Genomic DNA, 19,686 nt, shown 5'->3' with positions numbered 1-19,686 from the left:
CCTGGCTTCCATCGTCCAATGAATAATGGCACCCTCTGCATGCCTAAATGTTATGGATGGGATTGGGGATGGCGCGGATCAATTCGCGGCAGGTGGAGGCCTTCCGCGCGACGATGCTGACCGGCAGCGTGACTGAGGCGGCAGCGCTGATGACCGTGACGCAGCCGGCGGTCAGCCGGTTGCTGCGCGACCTCCAGGCGCTCCTCAAGATGGAACTGTTCGAGCGGCGCGGCACTGGCCTCGTGCCGACCGCCTCGGCGATGGCGCTCTATACCGAAGTGGAGCGCTCCTTCGTCGGGCTCGAACGCATCACGGCGGCCGCCGAGGAAATCCGCGGCCGCCGCACCGGCTCGCTGCGCATCGCTGCGTTGCCGGCGCTGTCGAACGGCTATCTGCCGCGGCTCGCCGGACATTTCCTGAAAGAACGGCCCAACCTGAACCTCGCCTTCTTCGGCGTGATCTCGCCGATCGTGGTCGATTGGGTGCTCAACAATCAATGCGACATCGGCTTTGCCGAGGTGCCGATCGCCCATTCCGGCCTGCCGAGCCAGCGGCTGCCCGCGTTGGCGCGCGTCGCAGTGCTGCCGACCGGTCACCGCCTCGCGCAGAAGGACGTGCTGGAGCCGCGCGATTTCGAGGGCGAGACGTTCATCTCGCTGTCGGCGGGATCGTCGAGCCGGCACCTCGTCGACCAGGTCTTCCATCGCCACGATGTCCGCCGCGTGCTCAGGGTCGAGACCACGCTGTCGGAGATCATGTGCGGCATGGTGTCGTCGGGATTAGGCGTCGCGATCTGCGATCCCTTCACCGCGCAGGAATTCTCCACCCGCGGCATCGTCGTGCGCCGCTTCCTGCCGCGCATCGACTTCGAATTCTCCGCGGTCTTTCCGGCGCAGCGCAGCCCCTCGCCCGTGGCGCTCGATCTGGTCGAGACCATGCGCAAGGCGCTGGTGGAATTCGAGGACGACGCAACCCTCAGCCGTTGAACGCGGCCTGGGCCTCCGGCAGGTCCCAGATCTTGCCGATCGCCGCACTGCCCGCCGCCGTGATCGCCGCTTCGTCAGCGCCGAGATAGCCACCCTCATCGACCAGCATGCGGCCGTCGACCATGACCTGATCGATATTGGCGCGGTTGGCGAGCGCGATCAGCGCGCGGCGCGGATCGAACAGCGGCTGAAGATGCGGATGGGTGAGATCGACGACGGTGAGATCGGCCGTCGCGCCCGGCTCGATCCGGCCGAGATCGGGCCGCTTGATGACGTCGGCGGCGACTGCCGTGTTGGCCTCGATCAGTTCCGGCGAATTGGCGACATCGGCGCGCTGTGACGTGACCTTGGAGATCAGCGAGGCCGCGTTGAGCTCGCCGAGCAGATCCATGTTGTAGCCGTCGGTGCCGACCACGGTGCGCACGCCGTGCTCGGCGAAGCGGCTGAACGCCGCAGTGACGCCGGCGCGCGCGAACACGCGCGGGCAATTGAGCACGGTCATGCCGCGGGCGGCCATCAGCTTGAGATCGTCGTCGGTGCTGAACATGCAGTGCGCGGCCATCAGGTCTGGCGCCAGCAGGCCGAGCCAGTCCAGATATTGCGCCGGCGTGCGGCCGCCATAGCGCTTGCCGATGGTCTCGACCTCGGCGCGGCTCTGCGCCATGTGCGTCGTGATGGGCACGCCAAGCTCGCGCGCCCGCGTGGCGCAGGCTTTCAGCAGATCGGGGCCACAGGTGTCCGTGGCGTGCGGGCTCATCGCAAGACTGATGCGCCCGTCGCCGCGATTGTTCCAGCGCTGATAGAGCGCGTCCCACGTTGCCATGTCGGCGGTGCCGTCGTCGCCGGAATAGCGGACCACGCCATCGGGGCCTGCCTTGGCATCTGACGTCGAGAACAGATAGGGCGCGCCGTAGAAGCGGATGCCCATCTCTTCGGCCGCATCGAACATCTCCGGGATCGAATTGCGGAACGGCTCCATCACCGTGGTGGCACCGCCCTTGAGGAGCTGGAGGATGCCGAGCCGCGCGACCGCGAGGCGCTCTTCCGTCGACAGGATATCGGCACCGCGCTTGGTCAGCGGCAAGAGCACCGTATAGACGATGCTCTGGTTATTCTTGCGGCCGTTGCCGTCCTCGGTATGGCTGCGCGCCACAGCCTCGGAGAAGCAGTGATTGTGCAAATTGAGCAGGCCCGGCAAGACGAAGCGGCCGGGCCGGTCGTAGACCTGATCCGCGCTTGGCTTGTCGCGGGTGATTGCCGCGATCTTCTTGCCTTCGACCAGGACCCAATGGTCGCGCAACACGTCCTGCGCGCCGTCCTTGCGTGACAGCACATAGCTGCCGAAGATTGCTGTGGTGCTCATGCGGGGCGTACGTTCCAGAAGACGGCGGTGCCGTCGAGAATGCCGGTGATGGCTTTGCGATAGGCGGTCGGCTGCTTGTACAGGCCGATCGGAATATAGGGGATTTCGTCGAACGCGACCGTCTGGATTTCGCGGCAGATGCGCTGCTGCTCGGCAAGCTCGGAGGCGGCCAGCCACTGGCTGCGCAAGGGCCCCATCTTCTCGCTCGCATACCAGCCGGCGACCTTGCCCTCGCCGCGGATGTTGGTGTTGCCGGCTGGATTGAGCCAGTCGATGCCCTGCCAGTTGCCGACCGCGGCGCTCCAGCCGCCCTGCCCGATCGGGTCCTTCTTGAGCTGGCGCTGCAGGACGACGGCGAAATCGAGCCCGGCATATTCGACGTTCATGCCGGCCTTGCGCAGTGAGTCCACCGCGATCTCGCCGAGCGGCTTCTGCGCCAGCGAATTGGTCGGGACCAGCACCACGATCTTCTCGCCATTGTAGCCGGCGGCCTTCAGCTCGGCCTTCACCTTGGCGTAGTCGCGCGGGCCGCGGAACACGTCGAGGCCGACGTCGCTCGCCATCGGGGTATCGGGCGCGAAATAGCCGATCGGCGACACCTGGAAGGCCGGATCGGTACCGGCCACTGCCGTCATGAACGCGGATTGGTCGATCGCACCCAGCAGCGCGCGGCGCACGGCAGGATTGTCGAACGGCGGCTGAAGATGATTGAGGCGCAGCATGCAGGCGTAGCCTCTGGGGTCAAGGATGCGCGTCTCGATATCGCCGGCGGCCTTGATGATCGGCAGCAGATCGTGCGGCGTGGTCTCCTGCCAGTCCTGCTCGCCGGTCTGGAGCGCGGCGACGCCGGTGCCGGCATCGGGCGTGGTGGTCCAGACCACGCGGTCGTAATGCACGATCTTCGGACCCGCGGTCCAATCCGGTTTGCCGTCGGTGCGCGGCTGGTAGCGCTCGAATTTGGCATAGGCGTTGCGCGCGCCCTGCACGCGCTCGTCGGCGAGATAGCGGAACGGGCCACTGCCGATCACCTCGGTCAGCGGCTTGAACGGGTCCTGGCTCGCAAGCCGCTCCGGCAACATGAAGCAGGGATTGATCGCGGCCTTGCCGAGCGCCTGCGGCAGCAGCGGGAACGGGCGCTTGAGGCGGAAGCGGATGGTGCGGTCGTCGGCAGCCGAGAGCTCGGCGGTCGCCTCCAGCAGCTCGCCGCCAAAGCCATCGCGCGCCGCCCAGCGGCGGATGCTGGCGACGCAGTCGCGCGCCAGCACACGTTCGCCATCGTGCCAGAACAGGCCGTCGCGCAAGCTGAGGTCCCATTGCAGCAAGTCAGCGGAGATGGCGTGGCCCGACAGCATCTGCGGCGAGACCTGCAGCGAGGAGCTCATGCCATAGAGCGTGTCGTAGACCATGAAGCCGTGGTTTCGCGACACCTGCGCGGTCGAATAGATGGGGTCGACGAAGGCGAGGTCGATGACGGGAATGAAGCGCAAGGTGCTCTGCGCTTCGGCGCGGACGATGCCCGGCAGCGACAACGCCGGCATTGCTGCGGCAGCCTTGAGGAGCGAGCGGCGGGAGATCGGCATGACAAAAGGCTCCTGAAGGATCTTACGTGTTCAACAACACCGCGCCGATTGCAGCGGCTACCGCCTGCTGCGCCGGCTCGATCACGGGCACACCGATCGCATCCGCGATCGCCGCGCGGTGCGAGGCCATGCCGGCGCACCCCATCACCACGACGTCGGCGCGGCATTGGGTGACCAGCGCGCGGCCGGCTTCGATCAAGCGGCCGCGGACATCGGCGCCTGCCGTTTCCGCGGCACTCGCGCCGACCGACCAGCTTCCGGCGTAACGGCTATCGACGCCCATCACCCGCGCCATGCGTTGCTGGCGGCGGATGCTCGATGGCGACAGCGCGATGATGCCGAACCGTTCGCCCAGCATCAGCGCGCGGAAGATGCCGCATTCGGCGATCCCCATCACCGGGCGCGTGCCTGCCGCCTCGCGCACCGCATGCAGGCCGGGATCGCTGAAGCAGGCCAGCACGAAGGCATCCGCATCATCGCGCGTGACGCGGTTGACCAGCGGCATGACCACGCTATCGGCATCGCGCTGCGAGCTGATGCCTGGCGGTCCCTCGGCGAGGCCAACCACCTCGATGTCAGGCCCGCCGGCAATGCGCAGCGGCGCGACCGCCTCGTCGATCGCCGCCGTCACCGACGCCGAGGAGTTGGGGTTGATGACGAGGATGCGGCGACGGGTCATGGTGCTGCTCAGCGGTTGCCGGCTTCGTGGCGCAGGAAGTTTTCCGCGATCTTCTCGCCGGTCGTGATCCAGACGTCAGGGCACGACTTTGCGTAGGTCAGGAACTCGCGCAGCAGGCGCAGCCGCATCGGACGGCCGCTGCACTGGGGATGCAGCACTGTCGTGACCATGGCGCCCCAGTCCCTGGTTTCGTCGAGCTCGTCCTTCCAGATCGAGAGCACATGCTCCTTGGGGAAGATCGAGCGCGGGCTGAAGCGGGCAGAGAGGCCGTGCATCCAGTCGTCATAGCTGGCGGTCACCGGCAGCTCGATCGTGCCGGGCTTGCCGTCGGCCAGACGATGGCGATAGGGCCGCACGTCGTCGCGGAACGAGGACGTGTAGACGATGCCGTGACGTACGAGTGCTGCGCGCAGCTCCTCGGTGAACTCGCCATAGGGCGCGCGGTAGCCGGTCGGCCTGACGCCGAGCCGGCGCTTCAGCGCCTCGAAACCGCGCTCCAGCTCCTCCTCGATCCAGGGATCACCGGGATCGGGCAGCAGATGGTGATAGCCGTGATGGCCGATCTCGTGGCCGGCCTTGAGAATCGACTCGGCCATCGCCGGATGCGCGTCGACAGACCATCCCGTGACGAAGAAGGTCGCCTTGAGATCGAGCTGGTCGAGCAGCTCCAGCAGTTTTGGCGTGCCGACGCGCGCCTCATAGCCGCCATAGCTCATGGTGATGAGCCGCTGCGCGTGCACCGCGTCCTTGCTGGTCCACGCGCTCTCCGCGTCGACGTCGAAGGACAGGAACATCGCCGAAGTGTACGGCTTCGGCCAGGGATATTCCGGCGCGGGATCTGCGGTGTTGGCCGGAACGAGCGGGATGCTCTTGAGTGCCTTACTGTCCAGCATTGATGGTCGCCTTCTCTAATCCGTTGTCGTTCAGTTTCCACTTGGCAAGCAGGGTCTTGTAGGTGCCGTCGGCGATCAGCGCATCGACTGCTTCGAGAATGGCCTGCTGAAGTGCCTTTTCCTTGACCGGCAGGGCAATGCCGGTAAATTGCTGCGCGATGGGCTCGCCCACAGACGCATAGGCGCCGGGCTCGAGGTCCATGATGTAGGGCAGCGTCTCGTTGCCCTGGGCGGCGGCATCGATGCGGCCCTGCCTGAGCTGGGTGCGCGCGTCGGCCGAGCCGTCGGTGCCGATGAACTGGATCGGATTGCTGCCGCAATTCTTCTCGCTCCACGCCGCGATCTGCGCCGGGAACATGGTGCGGCGGCTGGCGCCCACCTTCTTGCCGCAGAGCGATGCCGCGTCCTTGAACTCCGCCTTGCGCGACTGCTGCACGAAGAACTGCGGGCCGCTCCTGAGATAATCAACGAAGGACGCGATGTCGTGACGGCTCGCGTAGTCCGTGAAGCCGGACAGGATGGCGTCCACGCGCCCGGTCGAGATCGACGGCATGAACTCGGCAAAGCTCGTCTCCTGCCATTCGATCTTGACGCCGAGCTTGCGGCCGATGGCTTCGCCGAGATCGATGTCGAAGCCGGATAGCGCGTTGGTGGCGGGATCGCGGAATTCCATCGGCGGATAGTTCGGCACCAGCGCCACCTTGAGGCTGCCGCGCTTGGCGATCTCCGCCGGCAACTCGATGGACATTGCCGATGCGCTCATTGCACTCAAGAACGCCGCCGCAATCAAAAGTCTCTTCATCAACACGCCCCCATTTCAGATCACAGCCGAAAGAAATGCCTTGGTGCGCTCCTCGCGCGGAGCGCCCAATACGTCCGAGGCGCGCCCCTGCTCGACGATCGCACCCTGATCCATGTAGACGACGCGGTCGGCGACCTCGCGCGCGAAGCCGAGCTCGTGCGTCACCACCATCATGGTCATGCCGCTCTTCGCCAGCTCCTTCATGACCGCGAGAACCTCGCCGACGAGTTCCGGATCGAGCGCGCTAGTCGGCTCGTCGAACAGCATCAGCATCGGCTTCATGGCGAGCGCACGCGCAATCGCCACGCGCTGCTGCTGGCCGCCGGAGAGCTGCGCGGGATACCAGTCCGCCTTGGCGGACAATCCGACGCGCCGGAGCAGTTCGAGCGCCTCCGCGCGCACCTCGTCGGACTTGCGCCCCTGCACCTGAAGTGGACCTTCGGTGATATTCTCCAGCGCGGTCTTGTGCGGAAACAGGTTGAAGCGCTGGAACACCATGCCGGTCTTCAGCCGCTGCCGCCCGATCTCCCGCTCGCTGAGACGGTAGAGCTTGCCGCCTTGCTCGCGCACGCCAAGCAACTCGCCGTCGAGCCAGATGCCGCCGGCATCGATCGCGGCAAGCTGGTTGATGCAACGGAGCAGCGTGGTCTTGCCGGAGCCGGAGGCGCCGATCAAACACATCACCTCGCCGGGCCAGACGTCGAGCGAGACGCTTCTGAGAGCCTGGAACTCGCCAAAGCTCTTGCTGACGGAGCGGATCGCGACGAGGGGTTTTGTCATCGCGCCAGCCGCAATGTGCCGCGGGCAAAACGGCGTTCGAGCAGCATCTGGAGCGGCGTCAGGATCGAGACCACGAGCAGGTACCAGAGCCCAGCAACGATCAGCAGCTCGATGACGCGCGAATTGGCGTAGTAGATGTTCTCGGCGTTGTGCAGCAGTTCCGGATACTGGATGACGCTCGCGAGCGAGGTCGCCTTCACCATGCCGATGAACTCGTTGCCGAGCGGCGGGATCACCACCCGCATCGCCTGCGGCAGGACGATCCGGCGCAGCGCGCGCAGCCGCCCCATGCCGATCGCCTGCGCCGCCTCGTATTGCCCGATGTCGACCGACAGCATGCCGGCGCGCATCACTTCGGACGTATAGGCGCCCTGGTTGATGCCGAGCCCGAGTAGCGCGGCGAGGAACGGCGTCATGACGTCGACCGCGCGCGCAGACCACAGGCCGGGAATGCCGATGGTCGGAAACACCAGCGCGAGGTTGAACCACAACAGCAGTTGCAGGATCAGCGGCGTGCCACGGAACAGCCAGGTGTAGCCCGCCGCGACCGTCTTCAGCACCGGATTGGGCGACAGCCGCATGACCGCGACGACGACGCCGAGGACAATGCCGAGCGCCATCGCCAGCACCGCCATCACCATCGTGTTGACGATGCCTTCGAGAATGACTTTTGCGGTCAGGAAGCGGCTGACATAGGACCATTCGATCTGACCGTTCGCAAACGCGCGCACAATCGCCGCCAGCACCAGCACGATCAGGGCCGCGCTGAACCAGCGAAACCAGTGCGGCTCGCGCGCGATCTGCATCCCCGACAGATCAGGGAAACCCTCCGCGAGTGACGGAACCGGCTTCATTGCGGCGCCGCATTCAGCATGGGCTGGGCCACCGCGTTGGCCCCTAGGCCCCATTTGTCGAGAACGGCCTTGTAGGCGCCGTCGGCGATCATCGCCGTGAGCTTCTCCGTCACCACCTCGCGCAAAGCCGCATCGTCCTTGCGGAACATGATGCCCTGGTAGCCTTTGGCGAAGGGCTCGCCGACGACGCGATATTTGCCGGGCTCCTGCATCTGCGCGTAAGGCAGCGTCTCGCTGCCCTGCACGGCGGCGTCGACGCGGCCCTGCTTGAGCTGGTTGCGGACGTCGATCGAGTTCTCGCCGGGGACGTACTGAATGGCCGGCTTGCCGGCCGGCTCGCAGTTCTGCTTGCTCCACTTCTCGATCTCGACCGGGAAGCTGGTGCTGCGGGTGGTGCCGACCTTCTTGCCGCAGAGATCCGTCGCGTCCTTGGCCGCATTGTCCGCCATCACGAAGAACTGCGGGCCCGTCGCGAGGTAGTCGACGAAATCGGCGGTCTCGCGCCGCGAGGCGCGGTCGGAGATGCCGGAGATGACGAAGTCCGCGCGCCTGGTCTGGAGCGACGGGATCAACTCGGCGAACGGCGTCTCGCTCCAGACGATCTTTACGCCAAGCCGCTTCGCAAGTTCGTTGGCCAGATCGATGTCGAGCCCGACGAGCTCGTTGGTGGCGGGATCGCGGTACTCCATCGGCGCGTAGGTGGAGTTGACCGTGAGCTTCAACGTGCCCGCCTGCTTGATCTCCGCCGGAAGCTCCGCCGCTTGCGCCGACGTTACGGTAGCCAGTACTGCGAGACCGAGAGAGAGCGAGAGGCGTATCATGTCAGCTCCTTTGCCAACGCTTTGCTTCGAGTCCTTTGCCAGCGCCGTGCCAGTCAGTCCGCGTCGAGAACAGCCGGCTCGATGACGCCGGCGCGTTCGGTGATCACCCTGTATTGCTCCGGCCGCCGGTGGGCGGCGAAATTGAACATCTTGTCCTTGCCCTGGCGGCAGAGATCGAGATCGATATCGGCGACGATCACCTCGTCGGCCAAAGTCTGGGCTTGCGCGACGATGCGGCCGTTGGGATCGACGATGCAGGAGCCGCCGATCAGCCCAGAGCCGTCCTCCTCACCCGCCTTCGCCACCGAGATCGCCCAGGTCGCGTTCATGTAGGCGTTGGCCTGCGTCACCAGCGTCGAGTGGAAGGTGCGCAAGGACGCGTCTTCAGTGACGCCGCCATTGGGGTCATAGGCCGCCGAATTGTAACCGATGCAGACCAGCTCGACGCCTTGCAGGCCGAGCACGCGCCAGGATTCCGGCCACCGGCGATCGTTGCAGATCATCATGCCCATGATCGCATGGGCCCAGGCCGAGCCGGCGCGGAAAGCGGGGAAGCCGAGGTCGCCATATTCGAAATAGCGCTTCTCGAGCTGCTGGTAGCGCGCGCCTTCGCGCGGCTCCACCGAGCCCGGCAGATGCACCTTGCGATAGCGGCCGAGGATCTCGCCGTCGCGATCGACCAGGATCGCGCAATTGTAGCGGCGGCCGTCCGGCGTCAGCTCGGCATAGCCGACATAGAAGCCGACGCGCAGCGCGCGCGCACGGTCGAACAGTTTTGCCACGGCCGGGTTCGGCATGCCGCGCTCGAAATAGTGGTCGAGCGCGTCGCCTTCGAGCAGCCAGCGCGGGAAGAAGGTGGTGAAGGCAAGCTCGGGGAACACCACGAGGCTGGCGCCGCGGCCGGCGGCCTCCTCCAGCATGTCGAGCATTCGCGCCAGCGTATGCTCGCGCGTATCGGCTTTTTGCGTCGGCCCCATTTGAGCTGCGGCGGCGCGAAGGACACGAACCAAGATTGCCTCCAATATGTGCGCAGTGCTGCCTCAATGGGCGAATGAACCCTTTGATGCGACGTGCAAATCCGCGACCATTACGCGGAAGCGGGGCTGCAAAATCAATTCGTTCTGCTATGATGTTTTGGCCCAGAGTATAATCGGCAGTGATATGAACCTGCGTCAGCTCGAGATCCTGCGTGCCGTCATCCGCCATCGCACCACGGTGGCGGCGGCGGACGAACTGGCGCTGTCGCAGCCCGCGGTCAGCAACGCGCTGAAGACGATGGAGGCGCAGGCGGGCTTTGCGCTGTTCGAGCGCGTCAACAACCGGCTGTTTCCGACCGCGGAGGCGATGGCGCTCTACAAGGAGAGCGAAGCCATCTTCGCGCTGCACGCCAAGCTCGAGAACCGCGTCCGCGATCTGCGCGAGAACCGCTCCGGCCATCTGGCGCTCGTCGCGACGCCGCCGCTGGCCTACAGCATCATCCCGTCGGCGCTCTCAAGCTTCCTTCGCCGCCGCCCGGAGACGCGCGTGTTCTTCGACGTGCGGCGCTATGAGGGCATCATCGAGGGGGTGCTCAGCCGCGTCGCCGAGCTCGGCTTCGCGCTGGGGCTGACGCATCATCCCGGCATCGCGCATGAGGTGGTGCATACCGGCGAGATGGTCTGCGTCCTGCCGCCGCGGCATCCTCTCGCCGACAAGCCGGTGATCTCGGCCGCCGATCTCTCCGGCATGCCCTTCATCGGGCTCGAGCGCGGCACGCGCCTCGGCGAGGCCGTGCGCGACAGCTTTGCCCGCACCGGCGCGCCGTTCCAGCCGACCGTCGAGGTGCGCTACTGCAACACGGCCTGCGTGCTCGCCGCCGCCGGCGTCGGCGCCGCCGTGGTCGATCCGTTCTCGCCGCGACAGAACGGCGGCAGCGGCCTCGTGGTGCGGCCGTTCACGCCCACGACGCACGCCGTCGCCTATATGCTATGGTCGGAAGCCGAGCCGCTGCCGCGCCTGGCCAAGGCGTTTCTCAATGAGGTCCGGAAAGAGAGCGCACAGCTGGCACGCACAGCGCCACACCAGCAACATGGGGCAGAAAGCGACTGAGCTTCGCAACCTTTTCACCCGGGGGGCACATGGCACGCATCACCATCATCGAGACCGGACAGGTCCCGCAAAAGTACCGCGAGCAGCACGGCTCGTTTCCCGACATGTTCGAGCGCATGGTCCGCGCCGAGGACCCGACCGCCACGGTGGACGTCGTCAGCATTCCCAATGGCGATGCGCTGCCCGACCCGAGCAAGCTCGAGGCCGTGCTGATCACCGGCGCTGCCGCCGGCGTCTATGACGGGCTCGACTGGATCGCGCCGCTGGAAGATTTCGTGCGCACGGCTTACGCCAACAAGACGCCGATGGTCGGCGTCTGCTTCGGCCATCAGCTGATCGCGCAGGCGCTCGGCGGCACCGTGCAGAAGTCGGAGAAGGGCTGGGGCATCGGCCGCCACGTCTATCAGGTGCTGCCGGAGAACGGCGTCGTCGACGGCAAAGCGGTTGCGATCGCCGCCTCGCATCAGGACCAGGTGGTCGAGCCTCCCAGCGATGCGCTGACGATCCTCTCGTCCGAATTCACCCCGCATGCGGGCCTGCTCTACGCCAACGGCACCACGCTGACCGTGCAGCCGCATCCGGAATTCGACGTGGAGTTTGCGCAAGTGTGCTGCGAGCTCCGCGACGGCAAGGCGCCGGAGGATGTCGTGACAACGGCAATAGCGTCACTGGCGGAGCCGATGGACAACGCGAAGCTGGGTGGGGCAATCACGCGGTTTTTGGCGAGACGCGCGGCTCCGTAGTCCGCGGCGCTCACCGCGCGGGCTCTTCCCTTCTCCCCTTGTGGGAGAAGGTGGCGCGAAGCGCCGGATGAGGGGTCTCTCTCCACGCATTCAATAAGAGTTGGACTCGCGGAGGGAGACCCCTCACCCGTCTCGCCGCTACGCAGCGAGCCACCCTCTCCCACAAGGGGAGAGGGTGCAGCGAGCTCGCTGCACTATCTCCGCAAACCTCAGAACGGATCCGTCCCCAGCCCCGGCACATCCGCCGGCCGCGGGCCCGGCGCCGGCCAGTGAAACCGGCGGTCCTTCTCGGCAATCGCGATATCGTTGATCGACGCCTCGCGGCGCCGCATCAGCCCGTGCTCGTCGAACTCCCACTGCTCGTTGCCGTAGGAGCGATACCACTGGCCGCTGGCGTCATGCCATTCGTACTGGAAGCGCACCGCGATATGATTGCCGTCGAAGGCCCATAGGTCCTTGATCAGGCGATACTCCCGCTCCTTCTCCCATTTGCGGGTGAGGAACGCGACGATGGCCTCCCGGCCCTGGAACACCTCCGAGCGATTGCGCCAGCGGCTGTCCTCGGTATAGGCGAGCGAGACTTTCACCGGATCGCGCGAATTCCACGCGTCCTCGGCCATGCGCGCCTTTTGCGCGGCGGTCTCACGGGTGAAGGGTGGAAGTGGCGGGCGCGACATGGTGGCCTCATCGGTTGGTTCGAGCCGCAATCTATCGCTGCAATTGCTGGAGTCGATAGGCCATCACCTATCGGCCGATCACTTATCGGGCGATCAGGAAATCAGATCGGCCTTCATCAGGATACGGATCGATTTCGGAATCGGCTGGGCGCGTCCGCCGCTGATGAAGGCGACGCGGACCTCGGCTTTCACCAGCACGTCCTCGGCCCGCCGCACCTCCTGCGCCAGCATGATGGAGGCGCCCTTCACCGCAACCGGCCACGTCACGACGTCGAGCACGTCGTCCATCCGCGCGGGCTTCAGAAAGTCCAGATGCATCGAGCGCACCACGAAGGCAAAGCCCGCGCCCTCTGTTTCGACCTGGTCGAACAGCGCCTGCTGCTCGGCGCCCATCAGCCGCAGATGGTTGGTGCGCCCGCGCTCCATGTATCGGAGATAATTGGCGTGATAGACGATGCCGGAGAAGTCCGTATCCTCGTAGTAGACGCGGACCTGCATGTGATGGCGGCCGTCGCGGATCTCGCCGTCGAGATGGGCTGTCACGTCGCGAGCCTCTTCGCTTTTTGCAACCGGTCCGTTTTGCGCAAAAACAGCCGGCCGCGCAAGCGCAGGTTATGCCACGGCCGGCGTCCTTCCCAGCGTCACCTCGACGATTTCCGGCGGCACACCGACGCGGACCGGCATGATGCTGCAACCGAGGCCGCCGGAGACGATGACGTCGCATTTCAGCCGGAAGTGACCATAGGCGAGCCGCACGCCGTGCTGAGGCGAAACAGCCGGCGACCAGCCGAACAGGCGGACCTGGCCGCCATGGGTATGGCCGGACAGTTGCAGCGCGACGCGCGCGGGTACGAGCGGCGCGATATTGGGCTCGTGCGCGAGCAAGATGACCGGCGCATCGTCGGTGACCTTCGCCAGCGTACCCGCGAGATCGTCGGCGCCAAGCCGGTGCACGCGGCCATAGCGCTTCGCGGGATAGTAGGCGAGCTGATCGCCGAGGCCCGCGAGCCAGAAGGAGCGTCCGTCCTTGGTGAGACGCACGACGTCGTTCTCGTAGACGGGAATACCGGCCGCCTCCAGCGCGCGATGGGCGGCTGTCGGCCCGTGCCCGGCCTGCTGCACGGCCCTGTCCACCCAATAGTCGTGATTGCCCATGACGGCATGGACGCCGAGCGGTGCCTTGAGGCCCGCGAGCACCTTGGCCCATTCGCTCGACGGAATGATGCGCGTGACCTGGTGAACACCCGCGACATAGTCGCCGAGCAACACGATGACATCGGCGTTGAGCGCATTGGTGCGATCGACGATGCCCTCGATCCGCTCCAGCGACATCCAGGGATCGCAGGCATGAATGTCGGTGACGATGGCGATCTTGAGCGGAAAATCCGCCGGCCATTGCCGCGGGGTCGGGTGATAGCGGGTGACGCGGAGCCGCAGCGGCTCGATGCCGACGCCATAGGCCGCGGTCGAGACGCCGAGCGCGGACAGGCCGCCGATGGAACGGATGAGATGACGACGCGTGATCATGGAAGCCCGATGGAGATGCAGCTTTGTGATGCGGTCCGATTGGAGCGGAATTGGGGTCCGCTCGTGCAGACGGCCCGCATCCTCGTGCAGACTGTCTGCACAAAGGTTACCGGAAGTTCATGACGGTAGCTGCACCCGCCATTTGCGCGAGATCAGTCGTCGCTCTCGTCCGAGCCGAACAGGCCGAACTGTGCCGCGGCATCGCGCGAGGGCTCGGCGATGCCGAGATGGCGGAAGGCGTGCGAGGTGAGCAGGCGGCCGCGCGGGGTGCGCTGGAGATAGCCGCACTGAATGAGATAAGGCTCGATGATGTCCTCGATCGCATCGCGCGGCTCGGACAGGGCGGCGGCCATCGTCTCGACGCCGACCGGGCCGCCGCCATAGTTCTGCGCGATGGTCGTGAGGTAGCGGCGGTCCATGGCGTCGAGGCCGGCGGCGTCGACCTCGAGCGCGCTCAGCGCATGATCGGCGATCTTGCGGTCGATCGAGGCGGCATCGGCGGCGGAGGCGAAATCGCGCACGCGCCGCAACAGGCGGCCGGCGATGCGCGGCGTGCCGCGAGCGCGACGCGCGATCTCGTTGGCACCGTCGGCGCTCATGCCGACATTGAGCACGCGCGCGCCGCGGGTGACGATGCTTTCGAGCTCTTCGATGGTGTAAAAATTGAGCCGGACCGGGATGCCGAAGCGGTCGCGCAAGGGATTGGTGAGGAGGCCGGCGCGCGTGGTAGCGCCGACGAGCGTGAATTTCGACAGCTCGATCTTCACCGAGCGTGCCGCCGGGCCCTCGCCGATGATCAGGTCGAGCTGAAAGTCCTCCATCGCGGGATAGAGCACCTCTTCCACCGCCGGGCTCAGGCGATGGATCTCGTCGATGAAGAGCACGTCGCGCTCTTCGAGATTGGTGAGGAGCGCGGCGAGATCGCCGGCCTTGGCGATCACGGGCCCCGAGGTGGCGCGAAAGCCGACGCCGAGCTCCTTGGCGACGATCTGCGCCAGCGTGGTCTTGCCGAGGCCGGGGGGGCCTACGAACAGCACGTGATCGAGCGCCTCGCCACGCTTGCGCGCCGCCTCGATAAAGATCGAGAGGTTCTTGCGCGCCTGCTGCTGGCCGACGAAGTCGGACAGCGATTGCGGACGCAGCGCGGTGTCGCCGACGTCATCGGAGCGGCGCTCGGGCGTGACGATGCGTGGGGGAGTGGTCATGCGGGCAGGATAACACGATGCAGCGGTTTCGCGAGCCACCAGCACAGGCTGGCCGGAATGACGGCGACGACGGCGAGCATCGCCGAAAGCTTCAGCGCCTCGGGCGCGGAACGGACACTCGGCACGATCACCGCCGAGGTTTCGGAGGGCACGACGAACATGCCAACCATGACGAAGCCGGCCGCGCCCACGGCCGCGGCGAGCCACGCCATCCAGATCATGTTGAGATCGGCGTAGACCGCCGCCAGCGCAAATATCAGGCCGGCGACGACTGCAGGAAGGAACGAGGCGAGAATCGTGACGATGGCCAACAGCACGACCGCGATCGAAACCAGGGCACGCAGTGCTTCCAGTTCGAGGAACACGAGAAACATCTGCAGCACCGCGGCGCCGAGCGCAGTTACCGTCACAGCAACCAACGCGGCGGTCGTCAGCGGCCCGACAATGGAGAAAATCACGACGATACCGGCCACGCGCGAAAGGCGACGAAACAGGGCGGCGACGGGATTGGAGTGGGCCGCGCTCACTTCGACAGCTCCTTCAAGCCGAGCCGGATGAGTTGCGCGGTCTCGGCGCTCTCGCCCGCGCTGCGCGATGCGGATGCAATAGCGGCAGCCGCCTGCGGCTGGCCGTAGCCGAGATTGACCAGCGCAGAGATCGCATCTGCCACCGGGCGCGGCGCGCGCTGGTCGTCGACGGCGCCGGCGAGATGCACGACGGCGGGATCGACATTGGCGAAAGCAGGCGCCTTGTCCTTCAGCTCGGTAACGATGCGCTCGGCAACCTTGGGGCCGACGCCCGGCGTGCGTGCTACCGCGGCCTTATCGCGCAGCGCAATCGCGTTGGCGAGGTCGGAAGGCGCGAGCGTGCCGAGCACGGCGAGCGCGACTTTTGCACCGACGCCCTGCACGGTCTGGAGCAGGCGAAACCATTCGCGCTCCTGATCGGTGCGGAAACCGAACAGCTTTATTTGATCCTCGCGAACATAAGTCTCGATCGAAAGCACGGCGGCCTCGCCGGGCGAAGGCAGATGCTGCAGCGTGCGGGCCGAGCAATGCACCTGATAGCCGACGCCGCCGACATCGAGGAGCACATAATCCTCGCCGTAGGAATCGATCAGGCCCTTGAGCTTGCCGATCATATCCCCACCACCTTCAGCCTGAGCGCCGTGCTTTGGCGATGATGGGCGTGGGTAATGGCGATGGCGAGCGCGTCGGCGGCGTCCGCTGACGGCGGCTCGGCTTTCGGCAGCAGAATCTTCAGCATCATCGCGATCTGGTGCTTGTCGGCGTGGCCGGCGCCGACCACCGTCTTCTTGACCTGGTTCGGCGCGTATTCGGCGACAGTAATGCCGAACATCGCGGGCGCCAGCATGGCGACGCCGCGGGCATGGCCGAGCTTCAGCGTCGCGACGCCGTCCTTGTTCACAAAGGTCTGCTCGACCGCGGCTTCCATCGGTTTGTGACCGGACAGGACGGCGGCAAGTCCCTCATGGATCGCGAGCAGCCGGCTCGCCAGCGGCAAATCGTCCGGCGGTTCCACCGAGCCGCAGGCGACGTAGATCAAACGATTGCCCTCGGCCTCGATCACGCCCCAGCCGGTGCGGCGCAGGCCGGGGTCGATGCCGATGATGCGAACGGGGCCGCGAATCGGGAGCGCAGTCATGGGCCAGTGATAGCGGCTGGCTGCGGTGGGGGAAACAGAAACAGAACGGAAGTAACAGGGGAAGTGGGGTGTCGCGATTGGGTGCCCGCGATGACGACCACAAGACACGCGGTCATACCCCGCGAAAGCGGGGTATCCAGTACGCCGCGGCTTCTCCGTTTCCCTCAGACGTCTCTGGAATACTGGGTCGCCCGGTCAAGCCGGGCGACGACAGCGGAATCTGGGGCTGGTGGCGACCTCAGCCGCCAATCTTCGCCATCAGCGCGTCCGACACCTCGAAATTGGCGTAGACGTGCTGGACGTCGTCGTGCTCGTTGAGCAGGTCCATCAGCTTCAAAAGCTTCTCGCCGGTCTCGTCGTCGACCGCGACCGTATTCTGCGGCTTCCAGATCAGGGCGGCCTTGCGCGGCTCGCCGAACTTGGCTTCCAGCGCCTTGGCGACGTCGCGATAGCCTTCGGTCGAGGCGTAGATCTCGTGTCCGCCTTCGCTCGATACCACGTCGTCGGCGCCGGCCTCGATCGCGGCATCCAGCACCGCGTCGTCGGAGGCGACGCTGCGGTCGTATTCGATGATGCCGGTGCGGTCGAACATGAAGGAGACCGAGCCGGTTTCGCCGAGATTGCCACCCGACTTGGTGAAGAAGGAGCGGATGTCGGAGGCGGCGCGGTTGCGGTTGTCGGTCAGCGCCTCGACGATGACGGCGACGCCGCCGGGGCCGTAACCCTCGTAGCGGATCTCGTCATAGTTCTCGCCCTCATTGCCGAGCGCCTTCTTGACGGCGCGCTCGATATTGTCCTTCGGCATGTTCTCCTGGCGCGCCGCGATGATGGCGGCACGCAGGCGCGGGTTCATGTTGGGGTCGGGGGTGCCCAGCTTGGCCGCGACGGTGATTTCCCGCGCCAGCTTGCCGAACAGCTTCGACTTCTGGGCATCCTGCCGCCCCTTGCGGTGCATGATGTTCTTGAATTGGGAATGTCCGGCCATGCGTGTCTCGTCAGGAATCGTGCGCCAAAGGTGAGCGTGGGAAGCGCGGCCTTATAGGCCGCCAACCCACCGGAATGAAAGAGGCTCTACGACTTTAAGGTAATACCGTAGTGTCCCGTGCCTAGGAGTCAGGCACCGTTAACCCTGATTTCATTCCGGCCTGCGAAAATAGCAACCGCCCGTTCCCCGACAAGAGTGACCTGATGGCGTTCGCATTATTTCGGAAGCGTCTGCCCGACTTGTCCGCGCCCGTGGCACCCCCACAGGCCGCGCCGTCGCCAGTCGATCCCGCGGCGCCCGCCCTGTCGGCCGAGGGCGATTCCGCCAGGGAAATCCTGGAACTGCTGGAACTCGAGCTCGGCGCCATGATCCGCCAGCTCGAACGGGCCGCCAACTCGGTCGCCGGCGGCGCGGAGGCGACCGCGGCAACGCTCGCGGATATTCGCGAGCGCACCGACGCCCTCACCGGCCGCACCAATGCAGCGCAATCGACCGCCTCCACCTTTGCCCATGCCGCCGACAAGTTCACCCAGTCCGCGCAAGGCATCGGCGCACAGGTGCGTGAGGCCGGCAAGCTCGCCGACGAAGCCAGCGCCGCGGCGCAGGAAGCCCGCGCCAATGTCGACCGCCTGCGTGAATCCTCCGCCGCCATCGGCAATGTCGTCAATCTGATCGCGCAGATCGCGCGGCAGACGACGCTGCTCGCGCTCAACTCGACCATCGAGGCCGCGCGTGCGGGTGCGGCCGGCAAGGGCTTTGCGGTCGTCGCCACCGAAGTGAAGGCGCTCGCGGTGCAGACCCAGGGCGCGACGGAGGAGATCACCAGGAAGATCGACGCGCTCCAGCGCGACGCCGCCGGCTCGGCCGACGCCGTGCACCGCATCGCGCAGGCGATCGAGGCGATCCGCCCGGTGTTCGACACCGTCAACGGCGCGGTCGCCGAGCAGAATGCCACCACCAGCGAGGTCTCCGGCAACGCGGCAAGCGCGTCGCAGTTCATCATCTCGGTCGGTGAGAGCGCGGCCGAGATCGATGCCGCAACCAAGGCCGCCGAGACCCACGGCGAGAACGTCGCCAGCGCCGGCAAGGCCGTCACCACCTTCGCACGGAAGCTGAAATCGCGCTGTGCGGTGCTGCTGCGCCAGAGCGAGCACGACGACCGCCGCAAGACCGAACGGCTGCCCTGCCATCTCAGATTCGAAACCGCGCGGGGCGTGTTGCAGGTCTACGAGATCGCGATGGACGGCGTGCTGATCGGCGGCGCGGAGGCGGCGAAGCTTGCCACGCAGGCCGTCGTCGACGGCACCCTCGAAGGCGTCGGCGCCTGCCGCCTGCGCGTGATCGAGCAGTCCAAGACCGGTGCCCGCGCGCAATTCGTCAGCCCCAACGCCGATCTCAGCGAGAAGATCGAAGACAGGCTCTGGTCGATCCACGAGGAGAACACCGAGTTCGTCACCCGCGCCATGGAAGCCGGCACGGCGCTGACCCGGATTTTCGAGCAGGCGGTTGCACGCGGCGAGGTCAGGATCGACGACCTCTTCGACACCGATTATGCGGAGATCGCCGGCACCAATCCGCAGCAATACCGCACGAAATATCTGGACTGGGCCGACCGCGCGCTGCCGCCGTTCCAGGAAGCCTTTCTCGCCAAGGAACCGCGCATGGCGTTCTGCGCCATGGTCGACCGCAACGGCTTCCTGCCGGTGCACAACAAGATTTATTCGCATCCGCAGCGGCCGGGCGACGTCGCCTGGAACACCGCCAACAGCCGCAACCGGCGGATCTTCAACGATCCGGCAGGGCTCGCCGCCGCCCGCAACCTGCGCTCGTACCTGGTCCAGAGCTATGCCCGCGACATGGGCAACGGCAACACCGTGATGATGCGCGAGATCGACGTTCCGATCCGCGTCCAGGGCCGGCACTGGGGCGGATTCCGCACGGCTTACAAACTGTAGTGCACGCTCAGGCAAGACGCCGGCCGCGAATCATCCTTTAAGGCTGGAATTGGAATGGGAATGCCGCGGAGGGCCGGCGAACG

The 19,686-nt window shown here is 66.1% G+C and carries 21 protein-coding genes; 4 read left to right on the top strand and 17 right to left on the bottom strand.

All coding sequences use genetic code 11. From position 1 onward, the window contains the following. Window positions 1–68: 68 nt before the first annotated feature. Window positions 69–986 (top strand): LysR substrate-binding domain-containing protein, encoded by a 918-nt coding sequence (locus tag ABIA90_RS11960; protein ID WP_354120028.1) that lies wholly within the window; start codon window positions 69–71, stop codon window positions 984–986. On the opposite strand, the gene ABIA90_RS11955 is transcribed toward ABIA90_RS11960, so the two are convergent. The 9 genes from ABIA90_RS11955 to ABIA90_RS11915 are packed head-to-tail and all read right to left on the bottom strand — an operon-like array spanning window position 976 to window position 9,768. Beyond that, window positions 976–2,349 (bottom strand): amidohydrolase family protein, encoded by a 1,374-nt coding sequence (locus ABIA90_RS11955; RefSeq protein WP_354120027.1) that lies wholly within the window; start codon window positions 2,347–2,349, stop codon window positions 976–978. The two genes, ABIA90_RS11960 and ABIA90_RS11955, sit on opposite strands and share 11 nt — an antisense overlap. Next, entirely contained in the window at window positions 2,346–3,929 is a 1,584-nt protein-coding gene (locus tag ABIA90_RS11950) for an ABC transporter substrate-binding protein (protein WP_354120026.1), read from the bottom strand. Before ABIA90_RS11950 ends, ABIA90_RS11955 begins: the two co-directional genes overlap by 4 nt. Before the next feature lie 22 nt (window positions 3,930–3,951). Beyond that, on the bottom strand, window positions 3,952–4,608 hold the full coding sequence (locus tag ABIA90_RS11945; RefSeq protein WP_354120025.1) for an aspartate/glutamate racemase family protein: 657 nt from the start codon (window positions 4,606–4,608) through the stop codon (window positions 3,952–3,954). 8 nt (window positions 4,609–4,616) lie between these two features. Beyond that, the gene (locus ABIA90_RS11940; protein WP_028151441.1) at window positions 4,617–5,501 is read right to left on the bottom strand and encodes a polysaccharide deacetylase family protein; all 885 of its coding nucleotides are present in this window, start codon (window positions 5,499–5,501) and stop codon (window positions 4,617–4,619) included. Then, the gene (locus tag ABIA90_RS11935) at window positions 5,488–6,303 is read right to left on the bottom strand and encodes an ABC transporter substrate-binding protein (protein WP_354120024.1); all 816 of its coding nucleotides are present in this window, start codon (window positions 6,301–6,303) and stop codon (window positions 5,488–5,490) included. Before ABIA90_RS11935 ends, ABIA90_RS11940 begins: the two co-directional genes overlap by 14 nt. Window positions 6,304–6,318: 15 nt before the next feature. Continuing rightward, window positions 6,319–7,083 carry an amino acid ABC transporter ATP-binding protein gene (locus ABIA90_RS11930; protein WP_354120023.1) on the bottom strand — a complete coding sequence of 255 codons (765 nt, stop codon included), beginning with the start codon at window positions 7,081–7,083 and terminating at the stop codon, window positions 6,319–6,321. Next, window positions 7,080–7,937 (bottom strand): amino acid ABC transporter permease, encoded by an 858-nt coding sequence (locus ABIA90_RS11925; RefSeq protein WP_354120022.1) that lies wholly within the window; start codon window positions 7,935–7,937, stop codon window positions 7,080–7,082. The genes ABIA90_RS11930 and ABIA90_RS11925 overlap by 4 nt, the downstream gene beginning before the upstream one ends. Then, complete coding sequence (locus tag ABIA90_RS11920; RefSeq protein WP_354120021.1) at window positions 7,934–8,758, bottom strand: ABC transporter substrate-binding protein; 825 nt, start codon at window positions 8,756–8,758, stop codon at window positions 7,934–7,936. Before ABIA90_RS11920 ends, ABIA90_RS11925 begins: the two co-directional genes overlap by 4 nt. Window positions 8,759–8,811: 53 nt before the next feature. Then, window positions 8,812–9,768 carry an N-carbamoyl-D-amino-acid hydrolase gene (locus tag ABIA90_RS11915; protein WP_166344532.1) on the bottom strand — a complete coding sequence of 319 codons (957 nt, stop codon included), beginning with the start codon at window positions 9,766–9,768 and terminating at the stop codon, window positions 8,812–8,814. Window positions 9,769–9,919: 151 nt separating this feature from the next. Here ABIA90_RS11915 and ABIA90_RS11910 point away from each other — a divergent pair, with 151 nt between their 5' ends. Beyond that, entirely contained in the window at window positions 9,920–10,846 is a 927-nt protein-coding gene (locus ABIA90_RS11910; protein WP_354120020.1) for a LysR family transcriptional regulator, read from the top strand. A gap of 29 nt (window positions 10,847–10,875) precedes the next feature. Then, on the top strand, window positions 10,876–11,589 hold the full coding sequence (locus tag ABIA90_RS11905) for a type 1 glutamine amidotransferase (RefSeq protein ID WP_354120019.1): 714 nt from the start codon (window positions 10,876–10,878) through the stop codon (window positions 11,587–11,589). A gap of 209 nt (window positions 11,590–11,798) precedes the next feature. Here ABIA90_RS11905 and ABIA90_RS11900 read toward each other — a convergent pair whose 3' ends face one another. From ABIA90_RS11900 to ABIA90_RS11865, 8 genes are all read right to left on the bottom strand, one after another. Continuing rightward, window positions 11,799–12,266 carry a nuclear transport factor 2 family protein gene (locus ABIA90_RS11900; RefSeq protein ID WP_063981040.1) on the bottom strand — a complete coding sequence of 156 codons (468 nt, stop codon included), beginning with the start codon at window positions 12,264–12,266 and terminating at the stop codon, window positions 11,799–11,801. A 93-nt stretch (window positions 12,267–12,359) separates the two neighbouring features. Next, window positions 12,360–12,809 (bottom strand): tol-pal system-associated acyl-CoA thioesterase, encoded by a 450-nt coding sequence (gene ybgC, locus ABIA90_RS11895; protein WP_135214720.1) that lies wholly within the window; start codon window positions 12,807–12,809, stop codon window positions 12,360–12,362. A gap of 69 nt (window positions 12,810–12,878) precedes the next feature. After that, the gene (locus ABIA90_RS11890; RefSeq protein WP_304492798.1) at window positions 12,879–13,793 is read right to left on the bottom strand and encodes a metallophosphoesterase; all 915 of its coding nucleotides are present in this window, start codon (window positions 13,791–13,793) and stop codon (window positions 12,879–12,881) included. A gap of 152 nt (window positions 13,794–13,945) precedes the next feature. Next, on the bottom strand, window positions 13,946–14,998 hold the full coding sequence (ruvB, locus tag ABIA90_RS11885) for a Holliday junction branch migration DNA helicase RuvB (protein WP_063981038.1): 1,053 nt from the start codon (window positions 14,996–14,998) through the stop codon (window positions 13,946–13,948). Beyond that, window positions 14,995–15,525 carry a hypothetical protein gene (locus ABIA90_RS11880; RefSeq protein WP_247302308.1) on the bottom strand — a complete coding sequence of 177 codons (531 nt, stop codon included), beginning with the start codon at window positions 15,523–15,525 and terminating at the stop codon, window positions 14,995–14,997. The genes ruvB and ABIA90_RS11880 overlap by 4 nt, the downstream gene beginning before the upstream one ends. Beyond that, on the bottom strand, window positions 15,522–16,139 hold the full coding sequence (ruvA, locus tag ABIA90_RS11875; protein WP_063981036.1) for a Holliday junction branch migration protein RuvA: 618 nt from the start codon (window positions 16,137–16,139) through the stop codon (window positions 15,522–15,524). The genes ABIA90_RS11880 and ruvA overlap by 4 nt, the downstream gene beginning before the upstream one ends. Continuing rightward, entirely contained in the window at window positions 16,136–16,663 is a 528-nt protein-coding gene (gene ruvC, locus ABIA90_RS11870) for a crossover junction endodeoxyribonuclease RuvC (RefSeq protein WP_354120018.1), read from the bottom strand. The genes ruvA and ruvC overlap by 4 nt, the downstream gene beginning before the upstream one ends. A gap of 238 nt (window positions 16,664–16,901) precedes the next feature. Then, a complete protein-coding gene (locus ABIA90_RS11865; RefSeq protein WP_354120017.1) occupies window positions 16,902–17,648 on the bottom strand; it encodes a YebC/PmpR family DNA-binding transcriptional regulator in 747 nt (248 codons plus the stop codon). A gap of 203 nt (window positions 17,649–17,851) precedes the next feature. Here ABIA90_RS11865 and ABIA90_RS11860 point away from each other — a divergent pair, with 203 nt between their 5' ends. Continuing rightward, window positions 17,852–19,603, top strand: coding sequence for a methyl-accepting chemotaxis protein (locus tag ABIA90_RS11860; protein WP_354120016.1), 1,752 nt, complete (start codon window positions 17,852–17,854; stop codon window positions 19,601–19,603). The last annotated feature ends 83 nt before the right edge of the window (window positions 19,604–19,686 follow it).

The sequence above is a fragment of the Bradyrhizobium sp. LA6.8 genome (assembly GCF_040547935.1).
GTDB classification, from domain to species: domain Bacteria; phylum Pseudomonadota; class Alphaproteobacteria; order Rhizobiales; family Xanthobacteraceae; genus Bradyrhizobium; species Bradyrhizobium barranii.
The sequence above is the reverse complement of the archived record's forward strand: the minus strand, read 5'-3'. Positions and strand labels throughout refer to the sequence as shown.